General features: G+C 40.8%; 13 protein-coding genes. 6 read left to right on the forward strand and 7 right to left on the reverse strand.

The features are described 5' to 3' along the window. Positions 1-908 precede the first annotated feature (908 nt). Positions 909-4,145 carry a collagenase gene (locus PAUR_RS23950; protein WP_192509881.1) on the reverse strand — a complete coding sequence of 1,079 codons (3,237 nt, stop codon included), beginning with the start codon at positions 4,143-4,145 and terminating at the stop codon, positions 909-911. Between the two features lie 322 nt (positions 4,146-4,467). Here PAUR_RS23950 and PAUR_RS23865 point away from each other — a divergent pair, with 322 nt between their 5' ends. Beyond that, a complete protein-coding gene (locus tag PAUR_RS23865; protein WP_263973717.1) occupies positions 4,468-4,590 on the forward strand; it encodes a hypothetical protein in 123 nt (40 codons plus the stop codon). Positions 4,591-5,630: 1,040 nt separating this feature from the next. On the opposite strand, the gene PAUR_RS22130 is transcribed toward PAUR_RS23865, so the two are convergent. Continuing rightward, complete coding sequence (locus PAUR_RS22130) at positions 5,631-6,608, reverse strand: LysR family transcriptional regulator (protein ID WP_225738550.1); 978 nt, start codon at positions 6,606-6,608, stop codon at positions 5,631-5,633. A gap of 157 nt (positions 6,609-6,765) precedes the next feature. On the opposite strand from PAUR_RS22130, the gene PAUR_RS22135 reads away from it, so the two are divergent. The 3 genes from PAUR_RS22135 (at position 6,766) to PAUR_RS22145 (ending at position 11,123) form a co-directional block, all read left to right on the forward strand. Then, a complete protein-coding gene (locus PAUR_RS22135; protein WP_192509882.1) occupies positions 6,766-7,929 on the forward strand; it encodes an MFS transporter in 1,164 nt (387 codons plus the stop codon). Between the two features lie 232 nt (positions 7,930-8,161). Further along, positions 8,162-8,719 (forward strand): hypothetical protein, encoded by a 558-nt coding sequence (locus PAUR_RS22140; RefSeq protein WP_192509883.1) that lies wholly within the window; start codon positions 8,162-8,164, stop codon positions 8,717-8,719. Positions 8,720-8,939: 220 nt separating this feature from the next. Then, positions 8,940-11,123, forward strand: a complete 2,184-nt coding sequence (locus PAUR_RS22145; RefSeq protein ID WP_192509884.1) for an OsmC domain/YcaO domain-containing protein — start codon at positions 8,940-8,942, stop codon at positions 11,121-11,123. A 142-nt stretch (positions 11,124-11,265) separates the two neighbouring features. Here PAUR_RS22145 and PAUR_RS22150 read toward each other — a convergent pair whose 3' ends face one another. Beyond that, on the reverse strand, positions 11,266-12,171 hold the full coding sequence (locus tag PAUR_RS22150; protein ID WP_192509885.1) for a LysR family transcriptional regulator: 906 nt from the start codon (positions 12,169-12,171) through the stop codon (positions 11,266-11,268). Between the two features lie 116 nt (positions 12,172-12,287). Here PAUR_RS22150 and PAUR_RS22155 point away from each other — a divergent pair, with 116 nt between their 5' ends. Beyond that, complete coding sequence (locus tag PAUR_RS22155; RefSeq protein WP_192509886.1) at positions 12,288-12,590, forward strand: hypothetical protein; 303 nt, start codon at positions 12,288-12,290, stop codon at positions 12,588-12,590. Positions 12,591-12,617: 27 nt separating this feature from the next. Here the strand turns inward: PAUR_RS22155 and PAUR_RS22160 are convergent, their stop codons facing one another. The 4 genes from PAUR_RS22160 to PAUR_RS22175 all read right to left on the reverse strand — a co-directional run bounded on the left by PAUR_RS22160 (position 12,618) and on the right by PAUR_RS22175 (position 16,220). Further along, positions 12,618-12,971, reverse strand: a complete 354-nt coding sequence (locus PAUR_RS22160) for a HopJ type III effector protein (protein ID WP_192509887.1) — start codon at positions 12,969-12,971, stop codon at positions 12,618-12,620. 107 nt (positions 12,972-13,078) lie between these two features. Then, a complete protein-coding gene (locus PAUR_RS22165) occupies positions 13,079-14,296 on the reverse strand; it encodes a lactonase family protein (RefSeq protein WP_192509888.1) in 1,218 nt (405 codons plus the stop codon). A gap of 740 nt (positions 14,297-15,036) precedes the next feature. After that, complete coding sequence (locus PAUR_RS22170) at positions 15,037-15,648, reverse strand: FMN-binding negative transcriptional regulator (protein WP_192509889.1); 612 nt, start codon at positions 15,646-15,648, stop codon at positions 15,037-15,039. Beyond that, positions 15,645-16,220 carry a GNAT family N-acetyltransferase gene (locus tag PAUR_RS22175; RefSeq protein WP_192509890.1) on the reverse strand — a complete coding sequence of 192 codons (576 nt, stop codon included), beginning with the start codon at positions 16,218-16,220 and terminating at the stop codon, positions 15,645-15,647. The genes PAUR_RS22170 and PAUR_RS22175 overlap by 4 nt, the downstream gene beginning before the upstream one ends. Before the next feature lie 178 nt (positions 16,221-16,398). Between PAUR_RS22175 and pdxR the strand changes: the two genes are divergently transcribed. Next, complete coding sequence (gene pdxR / locus PAUR_RS22180) at positions 16,399-17,892, forward strand: MocR-like pyridoxine biosynthesis transcription factor PdxR (RefSeq protein WP_192509891.1); 1,494 nt, start codon at positions 16,399-16,401, stop codon at positions 17,890-17,892. Positions 17,893-17,894 lie beyond the last annotated feature (2 nt).

Genomic DNA, 17,894 nt, shown 5'->3' on the forward strand with positions numbered 1-17,894 from the left:
GAGAGTATGCCACAACTATCGTTTTTATGGCGCAGGTCAGAATCTATTCTTTTTAAGTGACAGTATAGAATAAGTAAGCATATGGACCCTGAATCAAGTTCAGGGCGACGAAGATGATGAGCTTGTCATGTATTTAATTTCTGTAGTCACGCACCGAGTGGTGTTTGTGGTCATGTCTCCAATTTTTTGTGCTCACATATCCAGTGGTGTTTGTTACCATTTCTACTGCATTACTGAATAAAGAGTGACCGAGGATATACCACAACTATCGTCTTTCTGGCGCAGGTCAGAATCTACTCTTTTTAAGCGATAGCATAGGGTAAGTAAGCATATGGACCCTGAATCAAGTTCAGGGCGACGAAGATGATAAAGCTTGTGGTGTATCTTATCTCTGTAGTCACGCACGAGTGCTGTTTTTGTTACTATGTCTACCGAATACCGAGGATATGCCACAACTATCGTCTTTCTGACGCAGGTCAGAATCTACTGTTTTTAAGTGGCAGCATAGGATAAGTAAGCGTATGAACCCTGAATCAAGTTCAGGGCGACGAAGGAGGGAAGTCCAGTACGTTGTACTTAAAGCCATACACACTTCGTCTTCCTGACGCAGGTCAGGATCCACAATATCGCATATGTTTCAACATGGCCCCTGAGCCAAGTTCAGAGCGACGTAGGTCGGGAACCATGGGTTTTAAGGGTTTACTGGTTGAATAACATGGCCCCTGTGCCAAGTTCAGGGCGACGAAGGTGGACAGGATGATGATAGTGGTTGAGATCAAACTGTTATGCATATTGCCGTGCCGTGGATAAACTTTATATCTCGTCTTTTTGGCGAAGCCATATTGTCGTAAAAATAACGCCACGCGTTTTTGAACGAGTGGCGTTAAATTAAAGGGAACAGTTCTTTTTTAAGGCGTGTAGTTACCGACTAATTGAACATCCGTATAATTGTTGTGACCGAGTAGCATGATGTAGTATGTGCCAGCTTGTACATTGTTAATCGTACATGACTCATTACTGCCGACTTTCCAAGGGCGGCAGTCATAACTTGCTTTGGTAGGTGCTTCGCCAAATTTAACGTGCATATCGACATCACCACTGCTACCGCTGGTTGTAATGGTTAAATTGCTAGCACCAGCAGGCACAACCAAGGTATAAATCGACTCTTCATTTGTTGTACCAGATACGAGTTTGACGACGCCATTATCTAATGAATTGCCGTTTGAAGCGCTGCTAATAGTTGCTGTTGTGGTTGTACTGGCTGTGGCGCCTTCATTATCAGTGACCGTGAGTGTCACGGTATATGTGCCAGTGGTACTATACGTATGGCTTGGGTTTGCAGAGCTACTTGTTGAGCCATCACCAAAATCCCATGCTCTACTTGCTATTGACCCATCACTGTCTGAGGAGTTATTACTGCTCATTGCTATTGCGGTGTTAACATTGCCAGAATACGGGCCATCGGTTAATGCTGTCGGTGCAGCGTTGTTATTTCCTGTCGTATATTTCCCCACAAGGTTTACATCAGTGAAGTTATCGTATCCGCGTAACATAATATGGTACGTGCCAGCTTGAATGTTATCCATGACACATTGTTCAACGTTGCCCCCTTTGTATGGTCTACAGTCATGGCTATTTGTTGTTGGTGCTGCACCATATTTGACATACATATCAGCATCACCTGTACCACCACTGGTATCAAAGGTTAAGGTCGCTACGTTAGCTGGTACTTGCATGGTAAAGTGGACTTCTTCACTTTTCTGTCCTGATACCTTTTTACTGACACCATTCACTAATATATTGTCATCAATGGGGGCACCATTTTGTATGTATCGAGCGAGTACAGTGACATCTGTAAATTCACTATCTGCTGGCACGTGAATATAGTTCCAACCCGCCTTTACATTAGGGACTAGTATTGTTTCATTGTTTGATGGGCCATTGGAGATATGATCATACGTTGTACTGTTAGGTCGTTTATCCCAGCGGTGTAGTAGGTTTGCATTACCAGTACCATGACGCAATGTGATTTCTAAGCTGACATCAACTAGGCCAACAGGCACATTGAGCCCGAGTTGTACTTGATGGTTATTTGCTTTGTTCTCGATGCATATCGCTTTGCCCGCTGAAATATCTCTTGACTCACGCGGCCGATTCAATGCACATGCGTTTATGCCTGGTAACTCATCACCTTGGATATCACCGATATCAATCGGTTCAATCGGCGATGGTGGTCGGGTATTATCTACTGTACAGCCTGATGATGTGACGGTTGTTAACCAATTCGAAAAATCTGCATCAAAGGTTTTATTGGAAATCCAGCTATCGACCATACTCGTGCGATAAGATGCATAATCACCTACTTTAAATTTGTCTAACATATTAAAAAAGGTGGTATTTTGTCGCTCAAACATGTAGCGCGACGCTAAATAGCCCCACGAGTATATGCGATTTTGACCAACACCATATTCATTACCAAAGATGGTACTAATGTTATGAGTTGCATTGCCTGCTTCTGTTGCTGCCCCATCATTACAATTACGGCGAGAAATATACTCGGCGATACCTTCGCCATACCACACGGTTTTACCCGCGCCGTTAACGTCCCTAAAGTCACCTTGAGTGATAAAGCGGCCATCTAAATAGTGAATATATTCGTGGCGTAAATTCCAAATATCAAAGATAGGTCGAGCAGGTACTTCTTCATAGGCAAAGAATGTTGCTTGGTCGCCAGCTTTACTTGGGTCGCCCTCTAAATATAAGCCACCATTGTCGGTACTTGCGCCAAACAAAACACCGCCATAGATACGCCATTCGGCTGCGTCGTTAAATACAACCATCCTTAATAAATCATTATCGTCAGGTGTGACTGGAATACGATTTGTTTTTAATGTGGTATGGAAATGCTCTTCATGACTGCGTAGTGAACTACATGCCCAGTCGAGTTGAGCTTGGTTCATATCTTGTGCCCACATAAATAATGTACCAGAAGGGCAATTGATGCGGTCATTTAATACACTAGAGATGATTTCATCTTTTTTACTACAGACATTATGCTCGCTACATTTACCTCGATAATTCACCGCGTTAAGTGTCTGTAGGTATGCTCTTCTGCCGCTGTCTGCTTTTAGTGGACCATAACTATTAAATACTTTATTAACTTCATTGACAAGGGTTGCTTGTATCGAAGAAAAGTGACTATCATTTTTGCCGCTATATATGTTACCTAATTGATAGCCTAAATTGTGTAAATGGTAATCTGTAGCGCCTTTATCTAACCAATTGATATTATTATGAATGAAATTCCCTAACTTGGTAATAAATGCAGCGGTATGCTCAGCAGTCCGGCAATCCGCAAAACGCGCGCAGGCATTTGGGATCCCCCAAATCGCCGCGGCAAATATGTCCCCCCAGCCTGCAACTTCTTCATAAGACTCGTCATAACGGTCCAGTAACTGATGTACAATAGGCATGTATTTTTCTTGTAAGCTTGCATTGTTGAGGTTAACAACGGCAAGCTCGATGACTTTGGCATTTTCTGCTGTTTTATCATACATATGACTGTTGGCGAATAGGGCATCTAATGCCGATTTAGTCGCTTGTTGGTTTTCAGGCGTCAATAACTCTCGATTGCCATAATAGTAAAATGCTCTGATCCAATATTGCAGTGCCTGCATGTATTGATCGGCATCGGTCCCATTATAGGTTAGCGCTTTTGCTTTTGCTTCATTGGCAACCGTGATGATATTTGCTTGTGTAAAGGTACCTATGCGTACAGCGTCAGATGCGTCGGTAAACAAACGCCCGACACAATCGTAGCTTTGTGTTTTTATTTGCGTTAACAAGTTTCTGCCAGAAGTGACAAAAGCGCTGTCGTTACAGTTTGTTGTGTCTGCATTTACTGTGTTTAATGCGGCCGTACTTACAGTGTGCTTTTTTACGTGCTGCGTATGTACTTCGTCAGCAGGGGTACTGTAATTGTCAGCATGTAAAGCGATTGATGAGGTTGTATTCTTGGCTTTGGCATGCGCGACAGCATCCGTGGCTGATGAAGAGATGCCTACAGCCGGTGGATTCGAAGACGCTAATGCTGTTTGTACACACGTTGTGAGTAATAAGAGCGGGAGTGTTTTTATTATTCGCATTATTCATCCCCCCACACTATTTGTTTATTGTTGTGCACGGCCGTTGTAGTGATGAGCGACATAATCTGTGCTAGAAATTTCCTCATTATTTAAACCCTTATGTTTGTTGTATGTTTTTTCATGATTTTAGTTAAAGAACTCAGTGATTGTTTGGTATATTTTATACAAATCAAGTTGAGCATAAAATATACTAAATACAATTTCACAAAAATGCAATTTCTAAAACATTTAAATTTAACAATTGATATGTCTCAAATTAAATTGTGTAAATTATTGCTTTGCATTCCTGTTAATTGTCTATCAGTTCCTGAAAGTAGTACTTATGAAACAAAAACGACCAAAAGATATTTTTATGGAAGAAATATCAGTGACATGCCAGCGTGATCGCCATCTATTTTTCATGTTGTATCGGCCAAAATACGTTGCAACCTTATTTGGTTTTTAAAGAAAGAAAAAGGTTAATTTTTTGTTTTGTGGATGAGTGTTTTAATCGACGGTTTGCCCTGTGTTTATTCATCCAATTATCCGGATAAAGTGATGTGTAAATAGACACAAACTTGGTATTTGTAGTTTTAACCGTCACTAATTCAGTCATGATTAAACGCACAAATGTAAACTGCAAAATTATCTATCAATTATTCTTTATGGCAGAAATATGGCGTGGGTTATTTGTAGTGTTTTGTTGTTTTTAATATCACTTATTATTGGAGGTACGGCATTTTTTAACAAGCGAAAGTACCTTGGGATCTGTAGCTTAATAGGACTGTTGTTAAGTGGAATGCTGATGGGCAGCAGTACTTTCAGCGATTTTTTTCAGGTGGATAAATGTTTAGACTCGGGTGGAAGATATAATTATGAAGCCAAAACATGTGAAAACGGGTAGGGGTCATTTAACTGGCATGTTGAGATTTAAAAGAGTGTCACAATTCGATATTCAATTACCATACTGTTATTTTCGGATGAAATAGTCGTTTTAATACGCGATGGGTAATAAAAGGGCACGGTAAGAATTAACAATTATGACACAGGTGCAGGCGTGTGAGTTCATTCGATGCTTCGTATACGGGTGGATTCATAATACAAGATGAGTTCTTTAGATATCGTTTATACCCGTCAGTCAGATTTGAAGGTTGAACTAGAGTCGCTATATTGCAAAAGCATAAAACCAACCGTTGACGCAAAAATAACGAGGCTATCGTGACCATTTAATGCTCACTTAGAAGTTCTAGGACAAGAAAGCGAACGCTGTTAATGAGCAGCGGAAGCTTCATGTGCCGGATGGAGTAACCAAACACGCAATATTAATTGGTATGCTACCGGCGTAAAACAAATTCCGTTAGCTAACAATAAAGCTGCGGGTGTTGTTAATAACTGGTCATTGTGAGCCAGTTGGTGTAAAAATTAAAGAGAAATAATGACTTATATATTATGTTGCTTTATTGTCTAGTACCTCGTGTCAGTACCAATTTGGGGGAGCTAACCCCTTTATTGATAGGACGCTGTTGTAAAATTGACTAATGGCTGCCAATTCTCAGCCCATGTATGGTTCGTTGTTTCGTCCATATCTTTTAAAGACGATTGGATGAACTCGATAAAAACACGGACTTTTTCAGGCAAATAATCACGTTTTGCATAAATCGCAAAGACGCCATTATCAGGGGTAGGAGGCCTAAAGTGAGGGTAAAGTGATACCAGTTCACCTGAATCTAAGCCTTTTTTGGCTAGAAAGTGAGGAAGTTGTGCAAACCCAAAACCATCCGCACACATGTGTGCCATTGCTTCGCCGTCATCTGTAATATGGCTGCGCTTTAATTCGTACGGTACGTATTCACCTTCTTCATTTGGTAAGAAAATAGGCTGTAATTGCTGTGTTTCTTTGATGCGAAAACCAATCCAATTATGTTGATGAAAATCATTGGCGCAACGGGGGATGCCTTGTTTTTTAATATATTGCGTCGACGCACAAATCAGGAAGTCCATTGGACTGAGTCGCCGAGCAATTAAGCGGCTGTCTTTGATGTAACCCGTACGTAATGCAATATCTATATCAGCATCAATAATATCAACATGAAAATCACTGACTTGAAAGTCTAATGTAATGTCGGGGTAGCGCTGGCAAAAAGCCATGAGTAGCGGGCGAAGATATAAGTGACCATAGCACACTGCGGCGCTAATGCTTAAGATACCACTGGGTGAGTCATTACGCTGTTTTAGCTCTTCTTCGCAGACGCTTAAATCTTGGAGCATTTTACGGACCGTGTTTGCGTAGCGTTTTCCCGCTGAGGTTGTGCGCAATTTCCGCGTCGAGCGTTGAAAAAGCGTTAATTCTAATTGAGCTTCTAAGCGTGTTATCGCTTTACTGACCGTTGATGGGTCGGTATTACACGTTTTGGCGGCCTCAGCGAAACTTCCTCCATCACATGTGGCTAAGAAAATCTCTAATGCACGCAGTTTATCCATCATATCGTCCCACAAAGCCACTTCAATGACCTTAATATAGCATGGAAAATTCGTGAATTATATTCATGATAGATAGGTTTTTTTACCTATTTTTTATTTATTATCAGTTGCATAGAATTTATATACACACAAAATATTCAGTCTAACTGAAGGAGGTTGGATGAAGGACGCTAAGTTAGCGAGCGTATCTATCACGGGTGCCATGAGCTATGTACTGTTTGCATTTATTGCCATGGCGGGGTTGTCGTATATTAATTATTTGCCCGGAGTTGTAAATGCGCTGGCAGGCGGGATTGGGTTTACGGATGTAGAGGCGGGTGAAATTGTTGCACTCAATGGTTACGGTGGTTTGGTTGGCAGTCTTGTGGCAATTTTTCTGGTAAGACGAATTCGTTGGCGGCCGGTGATGTTTGTACTGTTAGCGACATTGGTTGCTGTGGACTTCGGCACTGGGTGGGTGGAAGATTACACCATGATGTTAGTATGGCGTTTCTTCGCAGGTGTGTTAGGCGGATTATGTGTGGGTATTGCATTTGCAACCCTTGCTAAATTAAATAACCCTGATGCGGCGTTTGGCACTGTGCTATTTATACAATTTAGCGTCGGATCCTTGATCATTTATTTGCTTCCTGTATTGGAGCAAAAAATTAATGCCTACGCCGTCTTTTATGTTATGGCAAGTTTGGTGTTAATGAGTTTAATAATGCTCATATATGCACCATCTCTTCCAGGGAAAGCGCTACCACAACGACAATCATCGATGTTGGTTGGGGTCTCAGGCCGAGCGATACTGTTATTGTTAGCAATTACTTGTTATCAAATTGCGGCCAGTGCTATTTGGACGTATGTTGGTTTGATTGGTCACAGTGCAGATATTGTCGAAACTAAGGCCAATTTATATATTGCAATTACGGGGTTATTGGGATTGCTAGGAGCTATGGTACCGGTGGTTAGTGGTCATCATTTTGAGCGTAAATATATGATTATTTTCGGTATAACCTTATCTATGATAGCTGCTATTTTACTTAACTTTTCTTATTACACGCCGCTTTATATTGGTGCTATGGCTTTATTGTTTTTTTCATGGCCCGCAGTTCAATCTTACTTATTGGCCATCACCGCAGAAATGGATCGAACGGGCAGGCTATCAACGATGGCTGTGGTTGTTACTTCTGTGGGTTTAGCGACTGGACCGCTATTTGCGTCAAGTTTACTTGTGGATGGAGAGTTCACTGTGATGCTGTATGGCTGTGCAATCGTGTTCTTTGTGAGTTTTTTGTTTGTTATTTCAACGAACGCTGAAGCCAAGAGACTGCAAAGTTAAAAGTTGTTTTTCTATTAATATTTAACCTCAGCTCTGGATAAGCGAATTTGCCCAATAAAGCTATTTTTCTCACTCTCGGCGTTGCTTTCATTTGTAATAGCCCGCTATTACTGCATAAAAGCGCCTTGATATTGAACAAAATATCATCATTGGATTGTACGTAAGTTTGCTTACAAAACATTTTCTATTCCAAAACCCTTATCCAAACCTGAGGTTATTTAAGGAGCTCGTTGTGATTAAAACCATGTTTAACAAAATACTATTGTCGATGAAAAGTCGTTACAACTATGATGTACGTTATATGCAAGACATTCTAAATGCAGACCTCATGGCTTTTTTAAAGCTCATGGGGTGTCAAATAATGTCTTCTCACACAGGAAGCTTACCCACAGGACCCCTGTTTGCGGCAAGATTACGCGCAATTATCTGGGATGACTGCGGGCCATGCACTCAGCTAGTGGTTAATATGGCGTTAGAGGCAAATATAGAACCGCGCATTGTACGGGCAATTGTGGACAGAGATTTGGCGCAATTACCTGCTGATATTGCGTTGGTGGTAGAATTTACAGAGCGGGTACTTGCTCATGACCCGCATGCCAATGAATTACGAAAAAAGGTGGTGTCTTTATGGGGACGAAAAGGACTGATAGCGATAGGGTATAGCATTAGTTCATCACGTGTGTACCCTGCTTTAAAATATACTTTGGGGTACGGGGATGCATGCCATAAAGTGAATGTGCATGACTTATCACTGGTGCCAAGACGGTACTCTGATGCTCATCAAAGCTGACTGGCTTGATTCTGCATGATGTTTGAAGCAATTGGGCGATAGTGCACTGAATGATAAAATAGCGGCATAATTCGGTATTTTTGTAATTAATCCAAGACTATTGCCGCGAAAAAGCAGATAATTAGCCTAATTTAGATTAGTTTGTTCGCGGCTTTTGTATGGGAAGTGTAAAGCATGCCCATATACGATAACGCGCAGCACCAAAACGTGGAATACCTCAATGGAAATTAAAGTTAATTTTCTCGATAACCTGAGACTTGAAGCTAAGTTTGATGATTTTACCGTCATTGCAGATCAACCGATTAGATATAAAGGCGATGGCTCTGCGCCTAGCCCATTTGATTACTTTTTAGCATCTTCAGCATTATGTGCTGCATATTTCGTGAAAGTATATTGTGTTGCACGTGATATTTCGACGGATGGAATTCGACTGTCGCAAAATAACATTGTTGATCCAGAAGATCGTTATAATCAAATTTTTCAAATTCAAGTTGAGTTACCAGAGAGTATTTCAGATAAGCACCGTGAAGGTATCTTACGTTCAATTGAGCGTTGTACAGTTAAAAAGGTGATACAGACAGGGCCAGAATTCAAGATAGAAACGGTTGAAAATCTAGACGAAGACGCACAAGCCATGCTGATGACGCAGGCCGATAACGGTTCGAGCACGTTTATTGCGGGTAAAGACTTACCCCTTGAGCAAACCATTGCAGACATGACCGGTATTTTAGCTGAGCTAGGGATGAAAATTGAGATTTCATCGTGGCGTAACATCGTCCCACATGTGTGGTCTTTACATATTAGAGACGCTGGTTCTCCAATGTGTTTTACCAACGGTAAAGGGTCAACAAAGGAAAGTGCACTATGCTCTGCGTTAGGGGAGTTTATCGAACGCTTAAACTGTAACTTTTTCTATAACGACCAATATTTGGGCCAAGATATTGCGAGCAGTGAGTTTGTACATTACCCGAATGAAAAGTGGTTTAAGCCAGACGAAACCGATGCGTTACCTACAGAAATACTTGATGAACATTGCTTAGACATTTATAACCCTGAAGGGGAGTTACGTGGCTCTCACTTAATTGACACCAACTCAGGCAATGTAGCACGTGGTATTTGCTCAATTCCATATGTACGTCAATCGGATGGTGAAACGGTATACTTCCCTTCAAACTTAATTGAGAACTTGTTCTTAAGTAATGGTATGAGTGCGGGTAATAATTTTGAAGAAGCCAAAGTACAGTGTTTATCTGAAATATTTGAGCGCGCGGTTAAAAGACAGATCATTGAACAAGAAATTGTTTTGCCTGATGTGCCTCGTTCAGTTATTGAAAAGTTTCCGGGTATTTTAGAGGGTATTGAAGGGCTTGAAGCGCAAGGGTTTCCGGTTGTTGTCAAGGACGCGTCACTTGGCGGTCAATTTCCTGTGATGTGTGTGACGCTAATGAATCCAAAAACTGGCGGTGTATTTGCCTCATTTGGTGCTCATCCAAGCTTTGAGATTGCGCTTGAGCGTAGTTTAACAGAGTTATTACAAGGGCGTAGCTTTGAAGGGTTGAACGATGTACCAAAACCAACCTTTAACAGTATGGCAGTCGCAGAGCCAGAAAACTTTGTTGACCACTTTATTGATTCTACTGGTGTGATCTCATGGCGCTTCTTTAGCACCAAATATGATTACGCGTTCTGTGAGTGGGACTTTTCAGGGACTAATGAACAAGAATGCGCACAGTTGTTTGGTATTTTAGAAAGTTTAGGCAAAGAAGCGTATGTGGCCGAGTTTTCAGACTTAGGCGTTGCATGTCGTATTTTAGTGCCTGATTACTCAGAAGTGTATCCAGTTGAAGATTTAATTTGGGATAACACCAATAAAGCGTTGCAATATCGTGAAGACATATTGAATTTACATACGCTTGATGACGATGCGTTAGCTGATCTAGTTGAGCGTTTAGAGGAAAGCCAACTCGATAATTATATTGATATTCGCACCTTAATTGGGGTTGAATTCGATGAGAATACAGTGTGGGGCCAAGTCACCATATTAGAGCTTAAAATATTGATTTATTTAGCATTGGGTGAGTTAGAAGAAGCGATTGAGTTGGTAGATTCATTCTTACAATATAACGATAACACCGTGGCACGCGGATTATTCTATCAAGCGGTTCATGCTGTACTTGAAGTGAGTATTGATGACGAACTTGAATTAGTGCATTTTGAAGGCAACTTTACCAGAATGTTTGGACAAGACGTCATTGAAAATGCCATTGGCTCAGTGTCTGGTGATGTGAAGTTTTATGGCCTAACACCAACAAATATGGCACTTGAAGGGCTTGATAAGCATTTACGCTTAATTGATAGTTATAAAAAGCTGCATCAAGCACGCGCCGAAAAAGCTGCGCAATAAAGTCGCAGTCTTATACAGCATGAAAGCCGATACAGTTAATGTATCGGTTTTTTTATGGGCAGTGCTTGTTTATAAACGCTGATATTCGTATCAAGGTTCATTTTTGTATTGGCTTTAAGCACTTGAACTACCAGCCTGTAAGTTAATCAGGCAGTTCCAATCGGGCTAAGCGTTGCTCAACAAAGCGCAAGAAGGTATCTAGTTTTTTAGAACTTTCTCGTTTTACGCGATACAGTGCGCCTAAAGTTTTTTGTTCTCGTGGTAACTCAGGCAATAGTTCAACAAAACCTCCGGATGCAATGTCTTTTTGACAAAAGTAGGATGGCAACATACCAATCCCAATACCGGCAAGAACCGCCTCTCTGATATGAAATCGATTGTTAGCAATTAGGTTACCAGTAAAAGTATATTGAGGACCATTGTCTTGTACCCATGAATTTTCGAGTACTGAATGACGGGTGAGTAATACATTGTGCTGAGCTAGGCAATCAAGACTGTTTGGCGTGCCACAACGTATTAAATACTCTGGTGAAGCAACAAATAACAGCTTCACTTTGAGTAGACTCACACAATAAAATGGACTGTCGGGGAGTGTGTGCCATGTACGAAATGCAATGTCTATGTTCTCTTCAATCAAGTCTAAATGGGAGGCGGTAAATATGAGCTCTAGCTCAAAATCTGGATAAGATTTTAGAAAATCATTACAGATTTGGCTAAATAGCATGCGGCCTAAAGTATTCGGAAAAGTAACGCGTAGTTTGCCTTTTGGCGCACTGCTTAACTCTTCTAATTCCTCTTCGAGAGAGCGAAAGCCCTCAAGTAAAGCTTGTGCGCGTTTATACACGAGCTTACCTTCGTCGGTAGTTGATAGTGCTCGTGTGGTGCGCAGCAATAAGGTTTTACCTAAATGGCTTTCAAGTTGTGATACCGCTTTACTAACCGAAGAGTTAGGTAAATCAAGGTGCCGAGCTGCTTTTGAAAATGAACCTTTTTCAATTACTTGGCAAAATACATTGAGCAAGTGATGCTTGTCCCATTCTCGTCGCATAGGTACCCTTTATTATTTCCATAAAAGAAAAAGAGACTTTCTTTTTTACATCTATATTTTCTTTATAGCATAAATATAATGTGTACGTAATTCAATAGGAATACCAAGGAGCTAATATGATAGAGCAGCAATGTTATTGTGCGGAAGTAAAATATCAAGTGTTGTCCGATTACGTGCCAGTGTACAGTGAGCATGATAACTTGTGCTTTATACATGCTGTCGGATTAGTGAATGATCCCAAAAAATGCGTAAAGAGGTATGTGCAAAGGGCTGAGGGAGCATTTGAACATGCGTTTTGCGGCCAATGTGGTTGTCCAATTTATCAAATTAATGAAAAAGGCGAAGTAAAGTACTGTATTTGGCAAACAAGTACAGTACATAAAGGTCTTTATAGTGGTGCAATGCAGTTTGGTTTGTAAGACAAATTTTGCCTGTGAGCACGCAGTTTAGGTGTTCTCAGACAAGGGGATTGCATCAAAATGGACTTCTTCTAGGCCGTTTCGATTTGCTAAAAATGCGCGAATGTTTTGGTGATCAATTGCATCAGGGTGAGCTAATACATCTTTTCTATAATAGTCGCCAAAGCAATGTAATGTTTGTTGTTTAGTTAGATTATGTAATTGGGCAAAGGAAAAAATTTTACATGATCCCGAGTTTGTACCGGCCTCGTTGTGCACACCACTGTTTTTAAATGAAGTGGCTGTAAAATGATACAAGCTGTCTATTACGCTCATAGTTTGTGTGAAAGAGACTGAATCAGGATTGTCTTTTAAAGATTGCAATAATGCGTCTAGTTTCATGCTATTACCCTAAAATTATGATGATATAAGCATACAATAGAAGGGTATAAATGTTGAGTGAAATATCTCAATAATGGCCACAGCAGCTTGATACTGTGGCCAGTGTTTTAGTCTTGAATCACTGATACATCACCAGTGGTTGAGTCATATACCAATCGCATAGATGCATCGTCGTTTAAGCTGTAAGTACACAAACCATTTTGTGCACTGGCTACTTTGTAGTCGCCATCTGTCGTAGAGTAATACCATTTAGTTGAACCATCGGCTTTTTTGCCCCCAGCACCACTTTGATTCAGCGTGTATTGGTGGTCCAGAAAGTTATTCCACATCCTTGCACAGCGGTTTGCATTAGGGTGCTTGGTTATTTTGTTGTGATTTCCGCCTTGGTCTTTAGACTCTACCGGAAAACCAGCTGCATTAAAGTTAAACGAGCCGTCTCTAAACCCTTCAACATTGGCTATTGCACCATTGAGTGCATTATCAAGGTAATATTGGTGTGCAGCATTTACACCATTACGGTATAAATTATCAATACTTATCAAACGATTTCCGCAACCATTCACATAGGTCAAGTCAGCCATATGCCTTGGGCCATCCATCAGATAAGCGGCCTGTGCCGTATTTACATCAAGCGTATAGATCTTTGCATTTTCATTGGCATTGCGTGCCGAAACATAGAGGGTACCGTCGCTGCCAATCGCTAAGCCAGACGCCCAATTGAGACCATGCTCCCCAATTTTGTCTAATGTCATGTCGTTTTCATTGAGCATGTACAGTGATTTTGCGTTCAATACATATACAATATTGCCATCATTGGAGTAAGCAATATCGCCATGTTTAAAATCTGCATAGCTGGCATCGCTAGTTTGCATTTTCCCCATGACTGTTTTTACACCCGTTATAGCATCAAATTGATACATGTAAGTTTGACTCGTAGCCAGTAAGTAGCTGCCATCAGGTGACATTGCAGAGCGCTTAATCGTATACGAGGTCGTATCTGCTAATGTGCGCTGTTGCCCAGTTGATAAGTCAAATGCATAAAGCTTTGATGCTCTGGTATTACTGTCCACTTTCTCCATCATATATAGGGTATTACCAAAACTTGCGATATTGCTTGCGGCAGTAGTAGTACCTGATAGTAAAGTGAATGATAAATTGGCCGTGTCCAAATGATACAAACTTCCTTGTTCACTTTGCCCTGTGCGGTCGATCGCAATTAACCCAGATAAACATGCATTGTCGTCCGCAGCCATGCTTACTGTGCTCAGTGCGACGGCACTCATCAAGGCACACTGTAGTGACGTTTTGGTTAAGGTTTGTGTCATATTTGACTCCTAATAAGTCTGCTATTTAAGCAGTGTTTACTTTGTATTTACTTACTAAAAGCAAATTTCACGCCATCGCACCCTAAAAGTACAACTAAAGTACTAAGTTTGTGATATTTAGAAATTAACGTTAGCGAATACAGTAGGTTACTGAGTACACATAATATAAATTTAAGCGTATATTCTTTGTACTCTGGGTAAAGCAGTATATTTACTTTGTTTTAGATTCTGAACATGTTAAAAATTCATTGCAAAGTGCGATCATGTCTATACTTATCTTTGCAAAATGCGAATGATGTGATAGCTGAGTGTCTGTAATAGGACCTATTTTGACATGTGTCAAATAACTATTACCCGAGCATAGTTATGAGAGCAGAGGGTTATAAAACTTGTATAGTATCAACTGCCGGTGGTGACTTTGCTGTATAAGTATTGCGCTTAATTAACCTCAGGTTTGGATAAGGGTTTTGGAATAGAAAATGTTTTGAAAACAAACTTACGTACAATCCAATGATGATATTTTGTTCAATATCAAGGCGCTTTTATACAGTAATAGCGGGCTATTACAAATGAAAGCAACGCCGAGAGTGAGAAAAATAGCTTTATTGGACAAATTCGCTTATCCAGAGCTGAGGTTAATTAATGAGTTTAAAACACGTCGTTGCTTTTCAACTTGATGGATTAAGTTAAAAAGCGATCACGTCGTGTTACTTACCAAGCAGGCTATAAAAAACCTAATCTCAGCGCTGCTTCGAGTGTGTTCTCATTAATTCAGCGACAGAATCTTGGCCCTTAGTCATTAAGCTTTTGATCACTTGCTGTCTAATGTGACTGGGTTTATTTTGGCTTAGCTTAAATACGCCTGTGCACTGTAAGGGTTTGATGCGTAAAAAGCGAATGTGTTTGAACATAGCATTTACCAATTGGTCATCCAGATCTGCTACTTGCCATGGCGTATCAAAGCCACGTTCAAAGTGATCAGTTAGCGTATTCATCGCAGCAAGTTGCGCTTGCGGTTCAGTGATTAATTCCAAAATGCCTTCAACTTCGACTGTGGCGTACAGCCAGCTTGGCAAGGTTTCATTATTACAGTGATTTGGGGATAAATACGCGTTTGGTCCATTAAACAATAGTTTAACGCTTTTACTTACTTGCAAAGTGAGAGGGTTGTTTGCTGTAACATGGCAAATAAAGTGCGAACAAGTTTCATCAAATAGCATTGGAATTTGACACGTATTATTAAGCGCCGTGTTTGGGTCAGCACTGAGTATGGTTGCCAGTGGGTACTGGGCCATAAGGTGATATAAGTCGGTTTCATTCACTTCGGTAAATGGCTTAGGGGGATAATTCATAGGCGGCTTTCCAAGAAACGTTTAACCTCAGGCCAGGTATCATCGGTGATACTATGAATCGCTGAGTTACGAAATGTTCCGTCGGGGGATAAACGGTTTTTATAGGCAATGCCTTCTAATTTTGCACCTAAACGCAAGATAGCTGAGCGCGACTTGTCATTTTTTTCATTGGTACATATGGTCACACGTACTAAGTTAAGCTGCTCAAATGCATAAGTTAATATCAGATGTTTCGCATGCGTATTAACGTAACTTCTTTGCCATGGAACACCAATAAATGTGTGGCCTACCTCAGCACTTAAATTATGACTATCTAGTCTAAACAAGCGAGTGGTACCTACCACGGTGTGTGTGTCGATGTCGATGATGGCAAACGTTAATTGTGCTTGTGGGTTGAACTTAGCGTTGTCGTCTAACCAAGTTTGTAGTGTGCTTGGTGACCGGCAGTAATTGGTGGGTACCCAGCGCCAAATACTGGCATCTTGTCCTGCTATTAACAGCTGCTTAAGGTGCTTCTGAGCAATTGGTTCAAGTGTTATTTTGTGGCTTGATAGTGTCGTTGGAGTAAGCATAATATCTTCCTGAATCTGTTTTATACTGAGTAATTTACGACATTCTGGTTGTATATATACAACCAGAATGAAGAAATGATATAGACCAGATTAAAAGCCTCACACCTCGATACTGGTTTCATTGCTCCAGTCATCTGGTATGGTAGATAACAACAAATTGAATCAATGTATTAGACCAATGAATCCAATTAGTATTGAATTTACTTCGATAGGGCCGGCACGTTATTTACAACTGGCAAAAGCGCTTAGAAAAGCCATCAAATCTGGTGATTTAGTACCGGGTACAAAACTCAGCTCGGCACGCAAAATGGCTGACATATACGCTTTGAATCGCCATACGGTAATGAACGCATTGCAAATACTGGTAGCCGAAGGCTGGTTGGAGTCTCGTCAGCGTGCAGGGTATTTTGTGACAAATAGCCTACCCATAGATTCAAGTGTTACACGCAGTGAGAATAAACACACTCAATCCGAAGGAGGGCGTGAATACAGCACTTACCAGTTTAGTTTTGCGAACGACATTAAATTTCAAAAGGCGATGTCATTGGCCGATTATCAATATAATTTTGCTGGTGGCTTGCCTGATCTGGCCGCGTTTCCATTTGCAGAATTCAAACGGGCGACAAGCAGTGCTTGTCAGCGACTCAATACCAATTTACTTCATTATGGTGAAGCAGCTGGGGTGCCCGAGTTAAAGTCACAAATTTTGGCTTATTTGCACCGAGCCCGTAATTTGAATGCAAAGGAGCTATTGATCTGTAATGGCTCGCAAGAAGCTTTGTTCATAATTGCAAAAGCATTTGTTAAACAGGGAGACTTTATTGCTGTCGAAACATTAGGTTATCCGCCGGCTCGCAAAGTATTTTCAGCATGTGGTGCATCTTTAATTGATATTCATCAGGATGAAGAAGGTTTATGTGTGGATGATTTAGCCATGCAGCTTAAGCAATATCCGATAAAATTATTGTACTTAACGCCGCTTCATCAATATCCAACAACAGTCACACTGTCGATGACTCGGCGTATGCAAATTTATCAATTGTGCTACGAACATGGTGTTGCAATTATAGAAGATGACTATGATCACGAATTTCATTATCGATGTCATCCGGTTGCGCCTTTGGCATCCGATGACCCCGCAGGCATTGTAATTTACGTATCGACCTTTTCAAAATTGATGTTTGCAGGCGCAAGGCTTGGCTACGTGACATGTAGTTCAGGGATCATGGCGCAATTACAAGCCATTAAACAGTTGATTAATCATAAAAATGATGTATTGACGCAATTATCGGTTGCTCAGTGGATGAAAGAAGGTGGGTTTGAGCGTCATTCAAAACGCATGACCAAATTGTATAAGCAGAAATACGCTCACCTCGATAGTTTGCTTAAGTCATATCAATTAAAAGGATATCCAATTACCTATGATAAACCTGATGGTGGTATGGCAATGTGGGTGAACATGGGGGTCAATGTCAGCAAGTTAAAAGAAAGCGTCAAGTCACACGGTGTTTATGTGCAAACTCAAACTGAATTCTACTTTAATGAGAGTAGTCGTTCGCTAAACTTGGCTGAGAATAAACATACTCACCTTCGCCTTGGTTTTGCAGGCCAATCATGTGAAAACGCCAGTCATGGATTAAAAATAATTATTGAGCAATTGTATCATTCATGAGC

The sequence above is a fragment of the Pseudoalteromonas aurantia 208 genome, assembly GCF_014858725.1.
Classification (GTDB): Bacteria; Pseudomonadota; Gammaproteobacteria; order Enterobacterales; family Alteromonadaceae; genus Pseudoalteromonas; species Pseudoalteromonas aurantia.